Annotated in this window: 23 protein-coding genes; 17 read left to right on the top strand and 6 right to left on the bottom strand. The window is 28.2% G+C overall.

Annotation, left to right across the window (positions count from 1 at the left end; all coding sequences use genetic code 11):
- Positions 1-3: 3 nt before the first annotated feature.
- Positions 4-438, bottom strand: a complete 435-nt coding sequence (locus tag ACIJYB_RS05005; protein ID WP_435150268.1) for an acetyl-CoA carboxylase biotin carboxyl carrier protein — start codon at positions 436-438, stop codon at positions 4-6.
- The gene (aroQ, locus tag ACIJYB_RS05000; protein WP_435150265.1) at positions 425-874 is read right to left on the bottom strand and encodes a type II 3-dehydroquinate dehydratase; all 450 of its coding nucleotides are present in this window, start codon (positions 872-874) and stop codon (positions 425-427) included. Before aroQ ends, ACIJYB_RS05005 begins: the two co-directional genes overlap by 14 nt.
- Positions 875-890: 16 nt before the next feature.
- On the opposite strand from aroQ, the gene thiS reads away from it, so the two are divergent.
- Complete coding sequence (gene thiS / locus ACIJYB_RS04995) at positions 891-1109, top strand: sulfur carrier protein ThiS (RefSeq protein ID WP_435150263.1); 219 nt, start codon at positions 891-893, stop codon at positions 1107-1109.
- On the top strand, positions 1110-1886 hold the full coding sequence (locus ACIJYB_RS04990) for a thiazole synthase (protein ID WP_435150261.1): 777 nt from the start codon (positions 1110-1112) through the stop codon (positions 1884-1886). It begins immediately after the preceding gene.
- Here the strand turns inward: ACIJYB_RS04990 and ACIJYB_RS04985 are convergent.
- Positions 1879-3705, bottom strand: coding sequence for an Rne/Rng family ribonuclease (locus ACIJYB_RS04985; protein ID WP_435150259.1), 1827 nt, complete (start codon positions 3703-3705; stop codon positions 1879-1881). The two genes, ACIJYB_RS04990 and ACIJYB_RS04985, sit on opposite strands and share 8 nt — an antisense overlap.
- 104 nt (positions 3706-3809) lie before the next feature.
- Between ACIJYB_RS04985 and ACIJYB_RS04980 the strand changes: the two genes are divergently transcribed.
- The 5 genes from ACIJYB_RS04980 (at position 3810) to ACIJYB_RS04960 (ending at position 9665) form a co-directional block, all read left to right on the top strand.
- Positions 3810-6146: a penicillin-binding protein 1A gene (locus ACIJYB_RS04980; RefSeq protein WP_435150257.1), complete on the top strand. Its 2337-nt coding sequence runs from the start codon at positions 3810-3812 to the stop codon at positions 6144-6146.
- 6 nt (positions 6147-6152) lie between these two features.
- Positions 6153-7242, top strand: a protein-coding gene (prfB, locus tag ACIJYB_RS04975) for a peptide chain release factor 2 (protein ID WP_435152539.1) whose coding sequence is annotated in 2 segments (ribosomal slippage) — positions 6153-6761 and positions 6763-7242 — 1089 coding nt in all. Because the reading frame shifts where the segments join, the coding sequence is not laid out codon by codon here.
- Positions 7239-7499: a hypothetical protein gene (locus tag ACIJYB_RS04970; protein WP_435150255.1), complete on the top strand. Its 261-nt coding sequence runs from the start codon at positions 7239-7241 to the stop codon at positions 7497-7499. The genes prfB and ACIJYB_RS04970 overlap by 4 nt, the downstream gene beginning before the upstream one ends.
- Positions 7500-7627: 128 nt before the next feature.
- The gene (locus tag ACIJYB_RS04965; RefSeq protein ID WP_435150254.1) at positions 7628-8101 is read left to right on the top strand and encodes a hypothetical protein; all 474 of its coding nucleotides are present in this window, start codon (positions 7628-7630) and stop codon (positions 8099-8101) included.
- Positions 8091-9665, top strand: coding sequence for a hypothetical protein (locus ACIJYB_RS04960; RefSeq protein ID WP_435150253.1), 1575 nt, complete (start codon positions 8091-8093; stop codon positions 9663-9665). The genes ACIJYB_RS04965 and ACIJYB_RS04960 overlap by 11 nt, the downstream gene beginning before the upstream one ends.
- Here the strand turns inward: ACIJYB_RS04960 and tyrS are convergent.
- Complete coding sequence (gene tyrS / locus ACIJYB_RS04955; protein WP_435150252.1) at positions 9662-10891, bottom strand: tyrosine--tRNA ligase; 1230 nt, start codon at positions 10889-10891, stop codon at positions 9662-9664. The genes ACIJYB_RS04960 and tyrS overlap by 4 nt on opposite strands.
- Before the next feature lie 47 nt (positions 10892-10938).
- On the opposite strand from tyrS, the gene ACIJYB_RS04950 reads away from it, so the two are divergent.
- Positions 10939-12087 (top strand): anhydro-N-acetylmuramic acid kinase, encoded by a 1149-nt coding sequence (locus tag ACIJYB_RS04950; RefSeq protein ID WP_435150250.1) that lies wholly within the window; start codon positions 10939-10941, stop codon positions 12085-12087.
- Position 12088: 1 nt separating this feature from the next.
- Here the strand turns inward: ACIJYB_RS04950 and ACIJYB_RS04945 are convergent, their stop codons facing one another.
- Positions 12089-12733 (bottom strand): alpha/beta hydrolase, encoded by a 645-nt coding sequence (locus ACIJYB_RS04945; RefSeq protein WP_435152536.1) that lies wholly within the window; start codon positions 12731-12733, stop codon positions 12089-12091.
- 149 nt (positions 12734-12882) lie between these two features.
- Here ACIJYB_RS04945 and ACIJYB_RS04940 point away from each other — a divergent pair, with 149 nt between their 5' ends.
- From ACIJYB_RS04940 to ACIJYB_RS04900, 9 genes are all read left to right on the top strand, one after another.
- Positions 12883-13308 (top strand): Rrf2 family transcriptional regulator, encoded by a 426-nt coding sequence (locus ACIJYB_RS04940; RefSeq protein ID WP_435113185.1) that lies wholly within the window; start codon positions 12883-12885, stop codon positions 13306-13308.
- Between the two features lie 3 nt (positions 13309-13311).
- A complete protein-coding gene (gene sufB / locus ACIJYB_RS04935; protein WP_435150248.1) occupies positions 13312-14754 on the top strand; it encodes a Fe-S cluster assembly protein SufB in 1443 nt (480 codons plus the stop codon).
- Positions 14755-15489, top strand: a complete 735-nt coding sequence (gene sufC / locus ACIJYB_RS04930; protein WP_435150246.1) for a Fe-S cluster assembly ATPase SufC — start codon at positions 14755-14757, stop codon at positions 15487-15489.
- Entirely contained in the window at positions 15489-16727 is a 1239-nt protein-coding gene (gene sufD / locus ACIJYB_RS04925; protein ID WP_435150243.1) for a Fe-S cluster assembly protein SufD, read from the top strand. Before sufC ends, sufD begins: the two co-directional genes overlap by 1 nt.
- On the top strand, positions 16724-17944 hold the full coding sequence (locus tag ACIJYB_RS04920; RefSeq protein WP_435150241.1) for an aminotransferase class V-fold PLP-dependent enzyme: 1221 nt from the start codon (positions 16724-16726) through the stop codon (positions 17942-17944). The genes sufD and ACIJYB_RS04920 overlap by 4 nt, the downstream gene beginning before the upstream one ends.
- The gene (gene sufU, locus ACIJYB_RS04915) at positions 17941-18405 is read left to right on the top strand and encodes a Fe-S cluster assembly sulfur transfer protein SufU (protein WP_435085141.1); all 465 of its coding nucleotides are present in this window, start codon (positions 17941-17943) and stop codon (positions 18403-18405) included. The genes ACIJYB_RS04920 and sufU overlap by 4 nt, the downstream gene beginning before the upstream one ends.
- Positions 18406-18409: 4 nt before the next feature.
- Entirely contained in the window at positions 18410-18709 is a 300-nt protein-coding gene (locus ACIJYB_RS04910; RefSeq protein WP_435150239.1) for an SUF system Fe-S cluster assembly protein, read from the top strand.
- 1 nt (position 18710) lies between these two features.
- Entirely contained in the window at positions 18711-19046 is a 336-nt protein-coding gene (locus ACIJYB_RS04905; protein ID WP_435085137.1) for a HesB/IscA family protein, read from the top strand.
- 66 nt (positions 19047-19112) lie between these two features.
- Positions 19113-19283 (top strand): hypothetical protein, encoded by a 171-nt coding sequence (locus ACIJYB_RS04900; protein ID WP_435085135.1) that lies wholly within the window; start codon positions 19113-19115, stop codon positions 19281-19283.
- A 7-nt stretch (positions 19284-19290) separates the two neighbouring features.
- Here the strand turns inward: ACIJYB_RS04900 and glnA are convergent, their stop codons facing one another.
- The gene (glnA, locus tag ACIJYB_RS04895) at positions 19291-20697 is read right to left on the bottom strand and encodes a type I glutamate--ammonia ligase (protein ID WP_435150237.1); all 1407 of its coding nucleotides are present in this window, start codon (positions 20695-20697) and stop codon (positions 19291-19293) included.
- Between the last annotated feature and the right edge of the window lie 96 nt (positions 20698-20793).

Below are 20793 nucleotides of genomic sequence, written 5' to 3'. Positions count from 1 at the left end.
TGTTTATTCTAGAATAATAATAGTTTGTCCAAACTCGACAGGGTGACCATCTTCAACACAAATTTCTTTTACAATTCCATCTGCAGTTGATGGTACATGATTCATTGTTTTCATTGCCTCAACAATCATAATGGTGTCACCTTTTTTAATCTTTTTACCTACTTCAACAAACTTTTTAGCACCAGGTTCTGGAGCATGGTAAGCAGTTCCAATAATTGGTGAAGTAATTTCCATACCAGATTTAACATTAGGTTTTTTAGAAATGTTTTCATTACCAGTTTGTATATTTGCTGATGTAGCAACTGGCTGATTACTGATAGACACATTGTTTTTTGAAACTTTAATTTTAGTATCTTTTTCAGTAATTTCTATTTCAGTAAGATTAAACTCATCTAAATAGTCACTTAATTCTTTAATTATACTTTTATCTATTTTCATTTTTTAAAATCTTTTGTATTGAAATTATGGCCAAAATATAACCTTCAACCCCTAAACCAAAAATTCCTCCTGTTGCTATATCGCTTATTAGTGATTTATGTCTAAATTCCTCTCTTTTATATATATTTGATATATGTAATTCAATTATTGGTTTTTTGAATAAATGGAGAGCATCTCTAATTGAAACTGACGTGTGAGTAAACCCTCCAGCATTAATAATCATACCATCATGTTTTTTTCTAGCGTCCTGAATTAAATTAACTAGCTCTCCTTCAATATTTGATTGAGTAAATTCTAATTCAATACCCATTTTTTTTGATTCCTCTAAGCAATTTTCTTTTAATTGTTTAAAAGTAGTTGAACCATATTGTGATTGTTCTCTTTCGCCTAATAGATTAAGATTTGGACCATTAATAATAATAATTTTATTATGCATTCAACTCTTATATACGATGAAAAAAATAAAAAAAATAGAAATTAAAGTAAATGGCAAATTTAAATTTATTCCTGAAAATTACAAGATTTCAAATTTAGTAACAGATCTCAATATTCCTTTAAAAAAAGTGGCAATTGAACTCAATCAAGAGATAATAGATAAAAAAAAAATTAGTAAAATTATTCTAAAAAAAAATGATAAAATCGAAATAGTTCATTTTATAGGAGGGGGTTAAATGAAAAAAGATAAAATAGTTATAGCAAAAAAAAAGTTTAATTCTCGACTAATCGTAGGCACAGGTAAATATAAAAATATGCCTGAGTGTGCAAAAGCGATTAAACTTTCTGGAGCAGAAATTGTGACTGTTGCTGTTAGAAGAGTAAATATAACTGATAAAAAAAAACCACTTCTTATGGATTATATAGATCCAAAGAAAATAACTTATTTACCAAATACAGCAGGTTGTTTTACCTCGGAAGAAGCTTTAAGAACGCTTAGGTTAGCAAGGGAAATTGGTGGTTGGAAACTAGTTAAATTGGAAGTTTTAGGAGATAAACAGAATCTATTTCCTGATATGATTGAGACTTTGAAATCAACAGAAATTTTAGCTAAAGAGGGTTTTAAGGTTATGGTTTATTGCAACGATGACCCTCTAATGGCAAAAAGATTAGAAAACTCTGGTGCAGATGCAATAATGCCATTAGCTGCTCCAATTGGTTCAGGTTTAGGAATTCAAAATAAAACAAATATTCAAATTATAAGAAAGCAAACTAAATTACCTTTAATTATTGATGCAGGTTTGGGCCAAGCATCAGATGCAACAATTGCAATGGAGTTAGGTTGTGATGGTGTTTTAGTTAATACCGCAATTGCAAAAGCAAAAAAACCATTTGATATGGCTCTCGCATTTAAAAATGCGGTAATCGCTGGAAGACAATCTTATTTAGCTGGACGTATTAATAAATATTTATATGGCAATCCATCTTCACCAAAAACAGGAATTATTACATAGCTGCTGTTTTTTTAATAAACTTTTTTTTGAAATAAGGTTTCTTTTTAAAAGGTTTTTTGTTGAATTTTTTAGATTCTTTTTTATCAATAATTTTATCTTCTTTAATTTGAGTTTCTAAATTTTTTAATTTTTCAAAATGCTCGATTGTCTCAATTATTTTTTTTGATTTATTTTGAATATTAATTATATATTCAGGAATAATAAGTGTTGGGTCGATAATGATATCTATTGTCATTTTATTTTTCTTTTCAAAATATGTTAAATCATCAATAAAATTTTCTTTTAAAAAATCAGAGATTTTTTCACAAACTCTTAGCTCAACAAATTTAGCTTTATTAATAATAGCTTTTAATTCAACAGTTTTTAGTAGTTTTTGAGCAAATGACTCATCTGTAAGAGTCACTTTCCATTTAATTGCGCTTTCTCTTAGTCTCTGTCTAGACATTTCCAATAGACCAAAATTACTAATTCTACCAATTTGTATTCTAGCTCTATCAGTTCTACATTTTTCTTTTAATTTTCTCTCAACTAATCGTCTATTTCCGAAACTGAGCATATCTATGAAATCAATTATAATCAAACCAGATAAGTCCCTTATTTTAATCTGCCTTGCAATCTCTTCTGTGGCTTCAATGTTTGTATCTAACGCAGTGCTTTCTACATTTTTACCCTTTATTGAGCTACCAGAGTTTATATCTATTGATACAAGTGCTTCAGTAGGGTTTATTACCAAGTATCCCCCAGACTTAAGTTTTATTTCTGAGTCAAAAATTTGATTTAACTTTTGTTCTATATTTTCTTCGATAAATAATGGAACTTTTCCTCTATATTTTTTTATTTTTTTAACACTTGATGGCATGATCATTTTCATAAAGGTTTGTGCTTTTTTATAACCTTCATTTCCTTCAACAATAATATTTTTAGTATTGTCATCAAATATATCTCTCAAAGTTCTTTTTATAATTTCACTTTCCTGATGAATTAATGATGGAGCTATAGAATTGATAGCGGTATCTTTAATTTGGCTCCAAGTTTTAATAAGAGTGTCTAAATCATTATTAATTTCGTTTTTAGTTTTGTTGCTCCCAGCAGTTCTTACAATAAGACCCATTTCTTTTGGTATTTCAATTTCATTTAAAATTGCTCTAATTTTTTTTCTATCTGCAGGATTAAATATTTTCCTAGATATACCGCCTCCTTTTGGGGTGTTTGGCATCAAGACTATATATTTTCCAGCTATTGAAATGAATGTGCTGAGAGCTGCACCTTTTTGACCTCGCTCATCTTTAATAACTTGTACTAATATAACTTGATTTGGTTTTATAACTTCCTGTATTTTATATCTTTTAAACTTGAACTTTGTTTCTTTTTTCTTATCTTCTTCCTGACTTTGATTATTTTTTTCATCAGATTCACTATCACTTTCCTCTAATGAATCTTTTTCAATATTAATTGGGTCATCTATTTCAAGTTTTCCCTCAGCTATGTTTTCTTCTTCTTTAGCCTCAACTTCTTTAGAAATTTCTTCTCTAGCTTTCTCTTCTTCTTCTTTTATTTTATCTAAATCTGCCCTAGGTATTTGATAATAATCAGATTGGATATCGTTAAAAGATAAAAAACCGTGTCGATCTCGTCCAAAATCAACAAATGCAGCTTGAAGAGATGGTTCTATTCTACTTACTTTACCAAGGTAAATATTATTTTTTATTAAATTATTCTTTAAACCTTCGTACTCGTAGTCTTCAATATTTTCGTCTGATTTAAGAACAACTCTAGTTTCATTAGGATGCGATGCATCAATGTATAAATTTTTTTCCATAATAATTTGATTGATTGTTTCATTTAATATTTTAAGTGTTTATAAAATTTTGTTTAATTTTTGTGCCTTATCTTTAACAAATTCCAAGATATAATGGAAATAAAATGAGTAAGTTTTTAAAAAATATATTGTTTATCTCATTATCCTTTATTTTATTAATGGGTATTTTGATTTTTGGTGTTTTATGGGCTTATTCCAATAGTATTCCAGATTATAAATTTCTTAAAAATTACAAACCACCTGTCTCAAGCAAAGTGTATTCTGGTGATGGTGAGCTTGTTGCTGATTTTTCCAAAGAAAAAAGAATATTTGTTCCTTATAACTCAATTCCAAAAAATGTAATAAACTCATTTTTATCAGCAGAAGATAAAAATTTTTTTTCACACCCAGGAGTAGACGCAAAAGGAGTTTTAAGAGCGCTGATTAACAATATTTCAAATATTATTTTTTCAAAAAGACTTGAAGGGGCCTCGACTATAACCCAACAGGTAGCTAAAAATTTCTTATTAACTAATGAAGTAAGTATTAATAGAAAAGTTAAAGAGGCAATCTTAGCATTTAGAATAGAAAGAGCATTATCTAAGCAGAGAATTTTAGAGCTTTATTTGAATCAAATTTATCTTGGAAGTGGAGCGTATGGAGTTGCAGCTGCAAGTTTAGAATATTTTGACAAATCTATTAAAGATTTAAACTATGCTGAAGCTGCACTATTAGCAGCTTTGCCAAAAGCACCAAGCAAATATAATCCTTATAGAAATAATGAATTAGCAAAATTTAGAAGAAATTTAGTTCTCAAGAACTTATTTGAAAATAAATATATAAGCTTGAAGACATATAATAAATTTAAATTTCAAAAAATTAAACTAAATAAGATAAAAAAAGTTTTTTTAGAGGATGCTCAATATTATATAGAGGATGTTAGAAAAAATGTCATAGGTACTTTAACTTATGACAAAGTTTATAAACAAGGTTTCAATATAAATACACCAATTGATTTGGAACTACAAAGAATAGCCACCAAGGCACTAAGAGATGGTTTGGTTGCATATGATAAGAGAAAAGGTTGGAGAGGTCCATTATCTAATAAAAGTTATTCTGAAAATTGGAATAACGATCTTAAAAAATATAATTTAGAAAATTCTATCGACTGGAAATTAGCAATAGTAAAAAAACTCAATAAGTTTTCAGCCGAAATACAAACAGAAGATAAACACAAAGGAAAAATTGAATTTCAAGATATTACTTGGACTAAAAAAGAATTTGATGAACTATTAAATGTTGGAGACATAGTTTATGTAAAAAAAATTGATGATAAAATTTATAGTTTAAAACAACTACCAAAAATTAATGGCGGTATAGTAGTTATGGATCCCTATACAGGAAGAGTTTTAGCTTTAAGTGGTGGTTTTAGTTTTAAAAAAAGTGAGTTTAATAGAGCAACACAAGCTTTGAGACAACCTGGTTCAGCTTTCAAACCCTTTGTCTATGCTTTAGCGTTAGAAAATAATTACACACCCACGTCTTTAATCTTAGATGCTCCTATAGTTTTAGACCAAGGAGAAGATCTTAAAATGTGGAAACCTGAAAATTATGGAAAAAAATTTTATGGACCTTCAACTTTAAGAGTTGGTTTAGAAAAATCAAGAAACTTAATGACTGTAAGGATAGCTCAAAACTTAGGTATTAAAAAAATCGTAAATTTTTCAAAACATTTAAATATTTATGATAATCCTGAAGAACTATTATCAATTTCTTTGGGGTCTGCTGAAACAACATTGTTAAAACTTACTTCTGCTTATTCTGCATTTGTAAATGGAGGTAAGCTTGTTAATCCAATTTTGATTGATAGAATTCAAGATAGTGAGGGAAAAACTATTTATAATAACAGTAAAAGAAAGTGTGTTAATTGTGATCAAATATCATATTTAGGAGAGGATTATCCTATAATTGAAAATAATTATAAAAAAGCATTTTCACCTCAAACTGCATATCAAATGACATCTATACTTGAAGGTGTTGTGCAGAGAGGAACAGCAAAAAAATTGAGAAATCTTAAGCTAAATATAGCTGGCAAAACTGGAACAACAAATAAAAATACTGACACTTGGTTTATTGGTTTTACATCTAATTTATTAATAGGTGTTTTTGTTGGCTCGGATAGTCCAAAACCACTAGGAAGATACGAAACAGGTTCAAAAACTGCACTACCAATTTTTAGAGAATTTGTAAAAAAAGCGGTAAAAAAGTTTGAAGCAAGACCATTCAAAGCTGTAGATGGGACAGTGATGATGGTTGTTGATCCAATAACAGGTCAAAAAGCAAAATTTAGTTCAAAAAATACTATCATTGAAGTTTATAAAAAAGAAAATGTTGTTGATGGGAAAGTTTTATATTCAAATAGTGATAGATTAGATGCAAATAATATACTAAAGTTTTATTAATGGACGATAAATACCTTAATTATAAAACAGAAATTGAAAAAATTAACTATAGAGTTAAGGAGTATCTTTGAAAAAAATGATATTTATTCAAAACTTGAGGTATTAAACAGTAAGATCCTAGATAGCAATTTTTGGCAAGATAAAAATAATTCTAAAAATGTAATTAAAGAAAAAAAACTATTTGAAGATTTGATTGGTACTCACAATGTTTCAATTGAGAAACTTTCAGATTTAGATGATTTAAATGAGTTGGCTTTAGAAGAAGAAAATCAAACTGTGCAAAAAGAAATACTACAAAATATAATTGATCTCAGAGCATTAGTAAAAAAAAACGAAATAAAATGTTTCTTATCAAATGAAGCTGACTCTCTTGATTGTTATATAGAAATACATGCAGGTGCAGGAGGCACTGAAAGTCAAGACTGGGCTGAAATGTTAAGGAGAATGTATTTAAAATGGGCTGACCAAAAAAATTTTAAATCAAACTTAATTAGTGAACATAAAGGTGATGAGGCAGGGGTAAAATCATCTACAATTAAATTAGAAGGTGATTATGTGTTTGGTTGGCTTAAAAAAGAGTCAGGTATTCATAGATTAGTTAGAATATCTCCGTTTAGACTCTGGTGCAAGACGACACACAAGTTTTGCTAGCGTATGGGTTTATCCTGTTGTTGATGAAGATATAAACATTGAAATTATCGAAAAAGATCTAAGAATTGACACTTATAGGTCTAGTGGAGCAGGTGGCCAACATGTAAATACAACAGATAGCGCCGTAAGGATAACTCATATTCCCTCTAAAATTGTTGTTCAATGTCAAAATGAAAGATCTCAACATAAAAATAAAGAAACATGCATGAGCATGTTAAAAGCAAGATTATATGATTATGAAATTAAAAAAAAAGAACAAGAAAATCAAAATACAGAAAATTCTAAATCTGAAATTGGCTGGGGGCATCAAATCAGATCATATGTTTTACAACCTTACAGACTTGTAAAAGACAATAGAACTAATTTTGAAAGCACAAGCCCAGATAAAGTTCTTGATGGTGAACTTGATGGTTTTTTAGAGCAATCATTGTATCAAATAAAATGAAAAAAAATTTTTTAAAATATATTTTTATAATAGTTGCCGTTATATCTTTTATAATATTTTATTTAAGTATTTTTGGTCTAGAAACAGAAAAATTTAATTCCCAAATTAAAAATAAAGTAAATCAAACTGATAAAAACTTTGAAGTTGAATTAAAAAAAATAAGATTAACTTTGAGCCCCTTAACTTTTAAAGTTAATGCAAAAACGATAGCACCAAAGATTTTTTATAAAAAAAGCTTATACAGCTTGAATATATAGAAACTCAAATCTCAATAATTTCTCTAATAAAAAATCAGATTATTTCTTCTAAATTAAAACTTTCCACAAGATCAATACTTTTAAAAGATCTGGTTACTTTTTTTAGAGGAATAACGAATAGACCAGAATTGTTTATTTTAGAAAGAGCAGTAAAAAATGGACAAATCATAGTTAATCTAGACCTAAATTTTGATGAGACTGGAAAAATAAAAGATGATTATAAAATTAAAGCAATTTTAAAAGATGGAAAAATAGGATTACTTAAAAAGTACAACTTTGAAAAAATAAATTTTTCTTTAAATATTCATAATAATATTTTCAATTTTAAAGATTTAAATTTTACAAATAGTAAATCATTATTTTACTCCAAAAATATAAAGATCCTTCAAAATGAAAAAGATTTTTTTATAGAGGGTCAAATTAACAATAAAAACTTAATTTTAAATGAGGAATTACTTAAATTATTTAAAATTGATATAAAAGATATAGGATTTTTAAATACAAATTTTAATTCAAATAATAAATTTTCATTCTCAATTGATAAAAAATTTAAACTTAAAAACCTAGTTTTAAACTCTGATATTCAAGTAAATGAGTTCTGAGTACAAAACATCAAAATCTTTGGATAATTATTTAGAAATTAAAGATAACACAATCAAATTTAAAAACCATAAGATCAAATCTAATTTCAATAATAATAAATTTACGATCAATGGTTCTGGTAAAATTAAATTACAAGAAATTTTTGAAGATATTAATTACAGCATTGATTCTGATGATAAAGATTTTAAGTTTAATTCTAAGCTTTTATTAAGTGAATTAAATTTTAACAGCCAAGAATATTTAAAAAATTTTATTACAAATTTAGATAAAACTACAACCCTTAAAGATCAAAAAATAGAGATAAACTTAGATAAAAAAAAATTATTAATAAATGGACAAGGAAAAATAAAATTTAATAATGATTTTGAAGATATAAAATTTAAAGTTTTAAAAATCAAAAATAAATTTAATTTTAATACGGAGCTAAATTTAGACAATACACCATTTAAGATTAATTTTTTAAACTTTGTAAAAAACGATAAATCAAAAACAAGAATAAGATTTGCAGGTAGTTACGAACCTGAAAATTCCCTAGATTTTGAAGATATAAGTATTGTTAATGAAAATAATAAACTTATATTTAAAAATATTTTTTTGAATAAAAATAATCTTATTGATAAAGTAGATGAAGTAAAATTAGAATTCTTAGATAATCAAAATAAAAAGAACAATATTCTTTTAAAAAAGATAAAACAAAATAAATATCAAATTACTGGATCTTCATTTAATGCTGAGAAGTTAATTGACAGTTTACTTGTTGGTAAAAAAGACAATAATTTAAAATTATTTCAAAATGATATTGAAATAAGCTTAAATTTAAAAGAGATCTATTTAGATAATTTATATTTAGTCAATGACCTTAATGGAAATTTAGATATAAAAAATAATGAAATCTATACAGCGAATATCTATGGAGACTTTGATAATGTTAATAATTTAAAATTTACAGTAAATACTAACGATGTAGGTGAAAAAATTACTACTCTATTTTCATCTAAAGCTAAACCGCTTGTTGAAAGATACAAATTCATAAAAGGTTTCGAGGATAATGAGGAAGGATATTTGGATTTTTATTCTTCAAAAAAGAACGGTATTTCAAATTCCAAGTTAATTATTGACAATTTTAAAGTCAAAAAAATTCCTGTATTAACAAAGTTACTAGCTCTTGCTTCACTTCAAGGAATTGCAGATTTGCTAACTGGAGAGGGAATTAGGTTCACAGATTTTGAAATGAATTTTACAAATAAAAATAAACTTATGAAGATCCAAGAATTATATGCAATTGGACCGGCTATTTCTATTTTAATAGAAGGCTATATTGAGGAAGATAATTTAATTAGTTTAAGAGGTACATTGGTTCCAGCAACTACAATTAATAGATCTATTGCTTCTATTCCATTAATTGGAGATTTGCTCATTGGAAAGAAAGCTGGTGAGGGTGTTTTTGGAGTTAGTTTCAAAGTGAAGGGACCTCCAAAAAACCTTGAAACAACTGTAAATCCAATAAAAACATTAACTCCAAGATTTATAACTAGAACACTAGAAAAGATTAAAAAAAACTAATTTAATTCAATTTTTAAATGTCTTTTTTTTCCAACAGAAAGTTTAAGGTAGCTCTCATTAAAAAATTCATTTGTAATAATTAATTTCTCATCGGATATAATTTTATCATTAATTTTTACCGCTTTACCTTTAATTAATCTTCTTATTTCGCTTTTTGATTTTTCTAATTTAGAAAGAACAATTAGATTAATTATATCTAATTTATTATCAATATCTTTTGAATTAATTTTGATAGAAGGTAAGCTTGATCCGAGTGAATTACCCGAAAAAGCTTCTTTAGCAGCTTGTTCAGAATTTTTAGCAGCATCTTCACCATGAAGCATTGAGGTTGTTTCGTTAGCTAAAAGTATTTTTAAATCATTGATGTTATTATTTTCAACTTTTTTAATATCTTCTATTTCCATATCAGTAAAATTTTTCAAAAATTTTACAACATCCCTATCATCTGTGTTTCTCCAAAATTGCCAATAGTCATAAGCAGATAAAAATTTTTCATCCAACCAAATTGCTCCATTTTCAGATTTTCCCATCTTGGCTCCTGTAGCTAGGGTAATTAAGGAAGTCGTTAGACCATAACTTTGCTTATTTGAATATCTTTTAATAAGCTCCACACCATTGACGATATTCCCCCACTGATCTGAGCCACCAATTTGTAAAATACAATCTTCTTTTTTGTTTAGTTCTAAAAAATCGTAAGCTTGCAAGATCATATAATTAAACTCCATGTAGCTTAAAGATTGTTCTCTATCTAATCTTAATTTTACACTATCAAAAGTTAACATTCTATTTATTGTAAAATGCTTACCTATATCCCGAAGAAAAGAGATGTAATTCAAATTTTTAAGCCACGTGTAATTATTTACAAATATAGGTTTTGTTTCTGGATTATCGTTATCTAAAAATTTTTTAAGTATATTTCTAATATTCTTAATATTTTTTTCAACCTCCTCTTCACTCAATATTTTTCGTGTTTTATCTTTTCCCGAAGGGTCACCAATTCTTGTTGTGCCTCCACCTAGTAGCACAATCGGTCTATGGCCATTTTTTTGTAACAATCTAAGACACATGATTTGTAATAGGCTACCGACATGTAAACTTTCAGCCGTACAATCAAATCCGATGTATGCTTTAATTCTTTCCTTGTCCATTAAGCTGGACAATTCTTCCTCATTTGTGCATTGGTAGAAGAAACCTCTATCTTTAAATTCTTTTAAAAATTTATTCATAAGTTTATAGTTACACAATATACAAATTTTTATTAAAAAGAATATCAATGAAAAATAAATTATATACAGCTATTGGATTAATGAGTGGAACTTCAATGGATGGGGTGGATGTATCATTGATCAGATCAGATGGATTTAATCAATTTACCAATATTTTAGATGAATATTTTGAATATAATGAAAATTTACAACAGGAATTAATTGAATTAAGAAATTTAATTATAAATTTAAATGATTTGAAGCAGCATTCTTCTAGATTAAACGAGCTTGAGAGAAAAATTACTTTATTTCATAGCAAAATTGTCAGCGAGTTATCTTTAAAATATCAAGATGAGATAGATTTTGTTGGTTTCCACGGACAAACGATTTTTCACAACCCTAAACAAAAAATTTCAAAACAATTAGGAGATGGAGCGTTAATGTCTCAATTGGTTAAAAAAAAAGTTATTTTTAATTTTAGACAAGAAGATATAGCGAATAATGGTCAAGGTGCGCCGTTAACACCTATTTTCCATAACTTATTGTCCAAAAAAATAAATGAAAAACACCACATAAATTTTCCTATTTGTTTTCTTAATATCGGAGGAATTTCTAATATTACCAAAATAAATAAAAAAGATGAAAAACTGGAAGAGAACTTAGAAGCTTTTGATTCAGGCCCAGGTAATTGCATGATTGACGAATGGGTAAGAAAAAATTCAAAAAAAAATTTTGATAAGAATGGTTTAATTGCAAAATCTGGCAAAATTAATCAATTAATATTAAATCAAGTAATTGATAACTTCAAAATTGAAAGTTTTGACAAATCTTTAGATGTAAAAGATTTTGATATTTCATTTGCAAGAGGACTATCATTAGAAGATGGTTGTGCAACAATCACTAATTTTACTGCCTACCTTATAGCAAAAGGAATTGAACATGCTAATAGAAGTAATATTAAACCAATAAAATATTTAGTTTGTGGAGGGGGCAGAAAAAATACTTTTCTTATCCAAAGTATTAAAGATTATTTATTACACAAACAAAATATAAGTTTAAATTCTATTGATGAATATAATTTAAATGGAGATTTTATCGAGTCCCAAGCATTTGGTTATCTTGCAATCAGATCATCTTTAAATTTACCAATTTCATATCCAAAAACTACTGGTTGTGAATTACCTACAGTAGGTGGTGAATTAGTTAAAAACTTTTAATTTAATAAAGAGCAGTTTCTTTTTTTATATATTTATTAAGATTTTTAATCAAAGATTCCTCAGTTTTTGAAAAAAAATGATTTGCCTCAGGGACAGATTGGAATTCTACTTTAATACCTTTTTGAGCACTTAATCTTTTATCTAGTTCAGTAATATATTCCAAAGGTACCAATTCATCTTTTTTACCATAAATCATCAGTCCAGATGTAGGGCATGGTGATAAAAAAGAAAAATCATAAACATTTGGTTGAGGAGAGATTGCAATAAATCTATTTATTTCTGGTCTTCTCATTAATAGCTGCATAGCAATTAACGAGCCAAAAGAAAATCCTGATACCCAACATTGTGAGTTGTCAAAATTTTCTCTTTCAAGCCAGTCTAATGCAGCAGCTGCATCTGCAAGTTCACCTTGTCCGTTATCAAACTCACCATCACTTTTACCGACACCTCTAAAATTTACTCTACATACTGAAAAATCATTATCCATAAATGTATGAAAAGTATCTACTACAACTTTGTTGTTCATAGTTCCTCCATATTGAGGATGTGGCTGTAACACTAGTGCAACCGGAGATGTATTTTTTTTACTCTTATAGTATTTTGCTTCTAGTCTTCCAGCGGGACCTGGAATAAATATTTCTAAAATTTTATTATCCATATGCGATATTGATTATTATTCTCAAAAAAAAACTACGTTTATCATAAGTGAGCGACAATATGTTAGTTTTTTTAAAATAATCTATACTTGACCATTTTAGTCAGGTATGTATAAAAGTGTCGAATTTAAAGGGTAATATGAAATTAACATCAAAAGGTAGATATGCCGTAATGGCATTAGTAGATTTAGCAAGGTTTGATGGTATCAATCCAGTTTCGCTAAGAGATATTTCTTTGCGCCAAGGTATATCTCTAGATTACCTTGAGCAAATTTTTTCTAAATTAAAAAAAAATCAAATTGTGCAAAGTACCAGAGGAACACAAGGTGGTTATGTTCTTTCTAAAAAACCAAACGAGATAAAACTTACAAATATTTTTCATGCAGTTGATGAAAAAGTAAAAACTGTTCAGTGTAAAAAAGAGTCAAAAAAAGGCTGCAACGGTAAAGCTACAAAATGCTCAACTCATAATCTGTGGGATGAATTAGAATCACACATTAATAGTTTTTTTGAAAAGAAAAGCTTACAAGATTTATTAAAAAATAATAACGATCAAAGAAATTAAAAGATGGATAACAGACAAAAAGAAATAGATAATTTAAAAGATTATAAATATGGTTTTTCAACTGATATTGAAAATACGAGAGCTCCAAAAGGTTTAAATGAAGGTGTGATAAAGTTTATTTCTAATATTAAAAAAGAACCTCAATGGATGCTTGATTTTAGATTAAAAGCATTTGAAAGATTCAAACAATTAAAAGAACCTGATTGGCAAAAACCAAAGTATCCAAAAATAGATTATCAAGATTTATATTATTATTCAGCACCTAAAAGTATGGATGACAAACCTAAAAGTCTTGATGAGCTTGATCCAAAACTTTTAGAAACTTATAAAAAACTTGGAATCCCATTACAAGAGCAAGCAAGATTAAATGGTATTGCTGTTGATGCGGTATTTGACTCGGTATCTGTTGCAACAACATTTAAAGAGGAATTAACTAAACAAGGAATTATTTTTTGCTCAATGTCTGAAGCTATTCAAAAACATCCTAATTTAGTCAAAAAATATTTAGGCTCAGTTATACCGACTACAGATCATTTCTTTGCAACTCTTAACTCGGCAGTGTTCACAGATGGTTCATTTGTCTACATTCCAGAAGGAATAAAGTGTCCAATGGAACTATCAACTTATTTTAGAATTAATGCATCTGAAACTGGTCAATTTGAAAGAACATTAATTATTGCTGATAAAGGAAGTTATGTAAGTTATTTAGAAGGTTGTACCGCTCCCATGAGAGATGAAAATCAATTGCATGCTGCTAATGTTGAATTGATTGCATTGGATGATGCTGAAATTAAATATTCAACAGTACAAAATTGGTATCCTGGAGATAAAAATGGAGTAGGTGGAATATACAACTTTGTTACAAAGCGTGGTTTATGTAAGGGAAAAAATTCAAAAATTTCTTGGACACAAGTTGAAACAGGATCTGCAATAACATGGAAATATCCAAGCTGTATTTTAAAAGGTGATAACTCTGTAGGAGAATTTTATTCTATAGCAATTACAAATAATCATCAAAAAGCGGACACAGGTACTAAAATGATCCATTTAGGAAAAAATACAAAAAGTAAGATAATTTCTAAGGGAATTTCAGCGGGTAATTCTGATATGATGTATAGAGGTTTAGTTGATATATCCTCAAAGGCCGATAATTCACGTAATTTTACCCAATGTGACTCACTTTTAATGGGTAATAAATGCGGTGCTCATACAATTCCTTACATTAAGAACAAAAATCTAAAATCAAATATTGAACATGAGGCAACTACATCAAAAATAAGTGATGAGCAGCTTTATTATTGCAATCAAAGAGGACTAAATCAAGAAGAAGCAGTTAGCTTGATTGTTAATGGGTTTTGTAAAGAGGTTTTACAACAACTTCCTATGGAATTTGCTGTTGAAGCACAAAAATTAGTTGGAATTAGTTTAGAGGGGAGTGTTGGTTAAATGTTAACGATTGAAAACTTAAAAGCAAAGATTGAAGAAAAAGAAATACTAAAAGGATTAAATTTAAATATAAATCCTGGAGAAGTGCACGCAATTATGGGCCCAAATGGTTCTGGAAAAAGTACATTGTCAAATATTTTGTCAGGAAAAAAAGGTTATGAAATAAACGGAAATGTTACTTTTGAGGGTGAAAACTTATTAAATTTAGAAACAGAGGAAAGAGCACATAAAGGTATTTTTTTAGCATTTCAATACCCATTAGAAATTCCAGGAGTAAACACTAATACTTTTTTAAAGACTTCAATTAATGCAATTAAAAAAGCTAGAGGTGAAAAAGAATTAGATGCTATCGAATTTTTAAAATTAATTAAACAAAAATCAGCGGAATTAAAATTCGATGAAAAAATATTAAGTAGGCAGTTAAATGTAGGTTTTTCAGGTGGAGAAAAAAAGAAAAATGAAATTTTACAGATGTCAATTTTAAATCCTAAACTTTCTATTTTAGATGAAACTGACTCAGGTTTAGATATTGACGCTCTTAGAATAGTTTCGGAAGGAGTTAACTCATTAAGAAATAAAGAAAATTCTTTTTTAATAATTACACACTACCAAAGGTTGCTTGATTACATTAAACCAGATTTTGTACATGTGTTAAAAAATGGCCAAATAATTAAATCAGGTGATTATGAATTAGCCAAAGAATTAGAAAAAGTTGGATATGAGGATTTTAATTAATGCAAAGTGAGATCAAATCAAATTTTGAAAAATCTCTAAGTGAAGGAAATTATTCAACTTCACAAAAGGAAATTAAAGAAAAAAACTTTAATAAATTTATAGATCAAGGCTTTCCAAATAAACGTATTGAAGATTGGAAATTTTCAGATTTAAATCAAATTATTTCAACTAATTTTAAAAAATTAGATTTTTATAAAGAAAATAATGTGCCAAATATTGATGTTGATTTCATTAGTGATTTTAATCATAACAAGATAGTTTTTGTTAATGGTAGCGTGTCTAAGATTGATTTTAGTTATGAAAATGAAGAAAAAATTATTATAAACCAAAATTTAGAATTAGATAATAAATTGAGTGAAAATGTATTATTAAACTTAAATACTGCTTTTCTTTCCAGCTATATTAAAATTACGGTTAACAAAGGTTATCAATTTCAAAAACCGTTGATTTTATACAATTATTTAACATCTGATTTAGATAGTTGCGGGCTGAATATGAAGCTGGATATCAATCTTGAAGATGATACTTCTATGGATGTAGTTAACATTTCAAACGAAAATGAAAAAAATAATTTTTTAAATTTCAGACAAAAAATTAATATTGGTAAAAACTCTATTCTTAAAAACTATAGTTTAGATATTAAACCAACATCAAATGTTAAGTATTCATTTAAAGATATTGATTTAGATAAAAATAGTCATTTAGAATATTTTATTTTATCTAAAGGTTCAAAATTTGTAAAACATGACATTAATTGTTCTCTTAATAATAATCATGGCTCAGTAGCAATTAATGGAATAATTGATCTGGATAATAAAAAACATCATGAAATTAAAACTGCAATAAATCATAATGAAGAAAATTGTAAAAGTTATCAGTTAATTAAGAGTGTATTAAATGAAAATTCTAAAGGAGTTTATCAAGGTAAAATTTATGTAAATTCTAAAGCTCAAAAAACAGATGGTTATCAGTTAAGTAGAGCTCTATTACTTAATGATGATGTGGAGTTCAATGCAAAACCTGAATTAGAAATTTATGCTGATGACGTAAAATGTTCTCATGGATCAACTTCAGGCAATATTGATGAAAACTCTATTTTTTATTTAATGTCTAGAGGCTTAAGTCATACTCAATCCAAAAAATTATTAACAAATGGATTTTTAAATGAAGCTGTTGAAAAAATTACAAATGAAAGCGTTAAATCTTTAGTTAAAAAATTAACAGGTATTAAAGAATGAACATAAATAATGTAAAAAAAGAATTTCCAATTTTTGATGAAAAAATTAAGAATAATGATCTAGTTTATTTAGATAGCGCAAACTCTTCACAAAAACCAAAAGTTGTAATTGATAGAATTAATGAGTTTTATTCAAAGCAATTTTCTAATGTAGGAAGAAGCGTTCATTATCTTGCTGTTGCAGCTACTAATTTATATGAAGAAACAAGAAGTTCTGTTCAAAAATATATTAATGCAAAAGATAAAAATGAAATTGTATTTACTAAAGGAGCTACAGAAGCACTCAATTTAGTTGCAAATACTTTAGGTCAAAATTTCCTGCAAGAAAGAGACGAAGTACTTATTACAGAATTAGAGCATCATTCTAATTATGTTCCTTGGCATTTTTTAAGAAAATCAAAAAATATTAAAATTAATTTTGCAGAAATTAATGAGCAAGGTGAAATCACACTAGAAGAAATAGAAAAAAAATTGACACTTAAAACAAAAGTAATTTCAATTACACATTTATCAAATGTTACAGGTGCTATTTTGCCAATTAAAGAAATAACTGAGCTTGCTCACTCCAAAAATATAGTAGTTGTAGTTGATGGTTGTCAGGGCGCACCCCATTTAAAACTAGATATGCAAGATCTTGATTGTGATTTTTATGCTATTTCATGTCACAAAATGTATGGTCCAACAGGGCTTGGTGTTTTATATGGTAAGAAAAAATGGTTAGAGGAGTTGCCACCGTATCAAGGGGGTGGAGGCATGATCAAAGAGGTCAAAAAAGACATGATTTCTTATGGCGATTTACCCAATAAATACGAAGCAGGTACAATGGCAACGGCACAAGTTATAGCATTTGACCAATCCATTAAATTTTTAGAGAGTGTTGGAATAGACAATGTTATGAAACATGAGGCAGAATTAGTTGAATATGGTCAAGATCTTTTACAAAAAAATAATTCTGTTAAATTAATTGGAAATCCTAAGGACAAAGGCGGAGTTTTATCTTTCACTATTGAAGGTATTCATCCACATGATATTGCAACCATTTTAGATGAGGATGGTGTTGCTATAAGAGCAGGACACCATTGCTGTCAAATATTACATGATAAATTAAATATACCTGCTAGTGCGAGGGCTTCAGTTGGAATATATAATACAAAAGATGATTTAGATAAGCTTAATGACTCAATTAATAACTGTAAAAAAATATTTAACTTAAAATGAATTTAAAAGAATTATATCAAGAAATAATATTAGAACATGGTAAAAATCCAAAAAATTTGAGGAAGACAGATGGCTTCAATAAAGATGCTAAAGGCAACAATCCTTTATGTGGTGATAATGTTCATGTTTATTTAAAACTTAATGGACAAAAAATTGTTGAAGATATTTCTTTTGAAGGAAGTGGATGTGCTATTTCTATGGCGTCTGCATCTATCATGACAGATTTAATTAAAGGTAAGAACGAAAACGAAGCCAAAGAAATTGTTGAAGATTTTTTAGGTATGATTAAAGAAAACCCTGAATTGAAATCAGAAAATTTAGAAGAAGACGAAAAAACAAAACTAATGTGTCTATCTGGAGTAAAACAATATCCAATGAGAGTTAAATGTGCAACTTTATCATGGCACACTTTAGTTTCAGCTTTTGAAAATAAAAAAGATCAAGTAAATACAGAGAATTAAAGATATGACAAAAAAAGAAAAAATAATTGAAGAGATCAGAAAAATTTATGATCCTGAATTACCAGTTAATATCTATGAATTAGGTTTAATTTATGATGTTCAAGTTGAAAATGAAAATTTTGCTAAAATTAAAATGACATTGACAACACCCAACTGTCCTGTGGCAGAAAGTTTACCTAAAGAAGTTAAAGAAAGTGCAATGCAAGTTGAGGGAATAGAAGATGTTGATCTTGAATTAGTTTGGGACCCTCCTTGGAATAAAGATATGATGTCAGAAGCAGCTAAATTGGAGTTAAATTTATAAAATGAATCCGATAATTAAATTAAGTGATAATGCAGCGATAAGAATTAAAGAGATTATGTCTAATGCTGAAAAAGATTCTTTAGGAGTTAGAGTTTCTGTAAAAACAGGTGGTTGTGCAGGCATGTCTTATGTCATGGAGTATACAAAAGAATTAAACCCAAGTGACGAAGTTATTGAAGATAAAGGGGTTAAAGTATTTGTTGATTCTGCAGCTATAATGTATTTGCTTGGTACAGAAATGGATTACAAAAAAGAGGAGCTTTCATCCTCTTTTGTATTCAATAATCCCAATGAAACTGAGCGTTGTGGCTGTGGAGAATCCTTCAAAATAGAGTAGGACTTATTGTCCTATTATCTGCATATCAGTATTGCAATAAACGCATGACTAAGTTATAATCTAACCATGAACAAATTTGAATTTAAAAATCTTGTTAAAAACCTTAAAGATTCTTTGAAAGAAAGAATTTTCTTCAAAGATCTTCGAAAAGAGGTAGAGACTGGTGCAAACGGCACACAGGACTACGTTGTTAAAAAAGGTGTTAACAAAGATACAATTGCAACAACTAGACAGTAATTAACTACTAGCTACTGTAATACATCTCAAACTCAACTGGATGAGGTGCATGTTCAAATTTGTGAATTTCCTCAAACTTAAGTGCGATGTAAGCATCAATTTGATCATCAGTAAATACACCACCTTGAGTTAAAAACTCTCTATCTTTATCTAAACTTTCCATAGCTTCTCTTAGAGAACCACAAACTGTTGGAATAGCATTAACTTCTTCTGGTGGTAAATCATACAAATCTTTATCAAAGGATTCACCTGGATGAATTTTATTTTTAATTCCATCAAGTCCAGCCATAAGCATTGCAGCAAAAGTTAAATAAGGGTTTCCAGAGGCATCTGGAAATCTTATTTCACATCTAGCACCATTTTTACTTAGAGTAATTGGTATTCGGCATGAAGCTGATCTATTCCTGGCTGAATAAGCTAGTAGAACTGGCGCTTCAAAACCTGGAATTAATCGTTTGTAACTGTTTGTTGTTGAGTTAGCAAAAGCGTTAATTGCTTTAGCGTGTTTCAAAATTCCACCGATGTAGTGTAAAGCTGTCTCAGATAAACCAGCATAAGCATCACCTGAAAATACAGGAGTTTTACCTTTCCAAATTGATTGGTGGATGTGCATACCTGATCCATTATCTCCAGCGACAGGTTTTGGCATGAATGTTGCCGTTTTTCCAAATGAATGTGTTACCATTTGTACAACATATTTATAAAGTTGAACATTATCTGCTTGATCAACTAAGGTTCCAAAATACATACCTAATTCATGTTGACTTGGAGCAACTTCATGGTGATGTTTCTCAACTTTAATTCCAACTTCTTTTAGATTTTTCAAATATTCACCTCGCATATCTTGCTCACTATCAACTGGTGGCACTGGAAAGTACCCACCTTTTACTGGAGGTCTGTGTGCCATGTTTCCATTTTCATAAACTTTACCAGAGTTGTATGGTCCTTCTTTACTGTCCAAAACAAAACCAGTATTGTTTGGATCATTACTAATTCTTACATCGTCAAATACAAAAAATTCTGGTTCAGGTCCAAAGAATGCTTTGTCGCCAACACCTGAGGATTTTAAATATTCTTCTGCTTTTTTTGCAGTTCCTCTAGGATCTCTTTCATAAGGAGATTTTTTGACAGCATCTAAAATATCGCAAAAAAGAACTACAGTGTTATGAGAAGTAAACGGATCCATTATCATTCTTGAAGTATCTGGCTTTAAAATCATGTCAGACTCATTGATAGCTTTCCATCCTGCTATTGATGAACCATCAAAAAAAACACCATCATTTAGCATTTCATCATCCACAATAGTTACATCCATTGTAAGATGTTGAAGTTTGCCTCTTGGGTCTGTGAATTTCAGATCTACAAATTCTGCTTCTTTTTCCTTTATAAACTTTAAAACATTAGCTGCGGTCATTTTGTCTCCTGTGTAATTTTATAAGTGTTAATTAACAAAATAATCACAAAAAATATTGCTTATTTAATAAATAACACCTATGCAATTTTCACATAA

The organism is Candidatus Pelagibacter bacterium nBUS_44 (genome assembly GCF_051200895.1).
GTDB lineage: Bacteria > Pseudomonadota > Alphaproteobacteria > Pelagibacterales > Pelagibacteraceae > Pelagibacter.
The sequence above is the reverse complement of the archived record's forward strand: the minus strand, read 5'-3'. Positions and strand labels throughout refer to the sequence as shown.

Coding starts and splice junctions, on each gene's coding strand:
- ACIJYB_RS05005 (WP_435150268.1), bottom strand. CDS start 438: ATGAAAATAGATAAAAGTATAATTAAAGAATTAAGTGACTATTTAGAT.
- aroQ (WP_435150265.1), bottom strand. CDS start 874: ATGCATAATAAAATTATTATTATTAATGGTCCAAATCTTAATCTATTA.
- thiS (WP_435150263.1), top strand. CDS start 891: ATGAAAAAAATAAAAAAAATAGAAATTAAAGTAAATGGCAAATTTAAA.
- ACIJYB_RS04990 (WP_435150261.1), top strand. CDS start 1,110: ATGAAAAAAGATAAAATAGTTATAGCAAAAAAAAAGTTTAATTCTCGA.
- ACIJYB_RS04985 (WP_435150259.1), bottom strand. CDS start 3,705: ATGGAAAAAAATTTATACATTGATGCATCGCATCCTAATGAAACTAGA.
- ACIJYB_RS04980 (WP_435150257.1), top strand. CDS start 3,810: ATGAGTAAGTTTTTAAAAAATATATTGTTTATCTCATTATCCTTTATT.
- ACIJYB_RS04970 (WP_435150255.1), top strand. CDS start 7,239: ATGAAAAAAAATTTTTTAAAATATATTTTTATAATAGTTGCCGTTATA.
- ACIJYB_RS04960 (WP_435150253.1), top strand. CDS start 8,091: ATGAGTTCTGAGTACAAAACATCAAAATCTTTGGATAATTATTTAGAA.
- tyrS (WP_435150252.1), bottom strand. CDS start 10,891: ATGAATAAATTTTTAAAAGAATTTAAAGATAGAGGTTTCTTCTACCAA.
- ACIJYB_RS04950 (WP_435150250.1), top strand. CDS start 10,939: ATGAAAAATAAATTATATACAGCTATTGGATTAATGAGTGGAACTTCA.
- ACIJYB_RS04940 (WP_435113185.1), top strand. CDS start 12,883: ATGAAATTAACATCAAAAGGTAGATATGCCGTAATGGCATTAGTAGAT.
- sufB (WP_435150248.1), top strand. CDS start 13,312: ATGGATAACAGACAAAAAGAAATAGATAATTTAAAAGATTATAAATAT.
- sufC (WP_435150246.1), top strand. CDS start 14,755: ATGTTAACGATTGAAAACTTAAAAGCAAAGATTGAAGAAAAAGAAATA.
- sufD (WP_435150243.1), top strand. CDS start 15,489: ATGCAAAGTGAGATCAAATCAAATTTTGAAAAATCTCTAAGTGAAGGA.
- ACIJYB_RS04920 (WP_435150241.1), top strand. CDS start 16,724: ATGAACATAAATAATGTAAAAAAAGAATTTCCAATTTTTGATGAAAAA.
- sufU (WP_435085141.1), top strand. CDS start 17,941: ATGAATTTAAAAGAATTATATCAAGAAATAATATTAGAACATGGTAAA.
- ACIJYB_RS04910 (WP_435150239.1), top strand. CDS start 18,410: ATGACAAAAAAAGAAAAAATAATTGAAGAGATCAGAAAAATTTATGAT.
- ACIJYB_RS04905 (WP_435085137.1), top strand. CDS start 18,711: ATGAATCCGATAATTAAATTAAGTGATAATGCAGCGATAAGAATTAAA.
- ACIJYB_RS04900 (WP_435085135.1), top strand. CDS start 19,113: ATGAACAAATTTGAATTTAAAAATCTTGTTAAAAACCTTAAAGATTCT.
- glnA (WP_435150237.1), bottom strand. CDS start 20,697: ATGACCGCAGCTAATGTTTTAAAGTTTATAAAGGAAAAAGAAGCAGAA.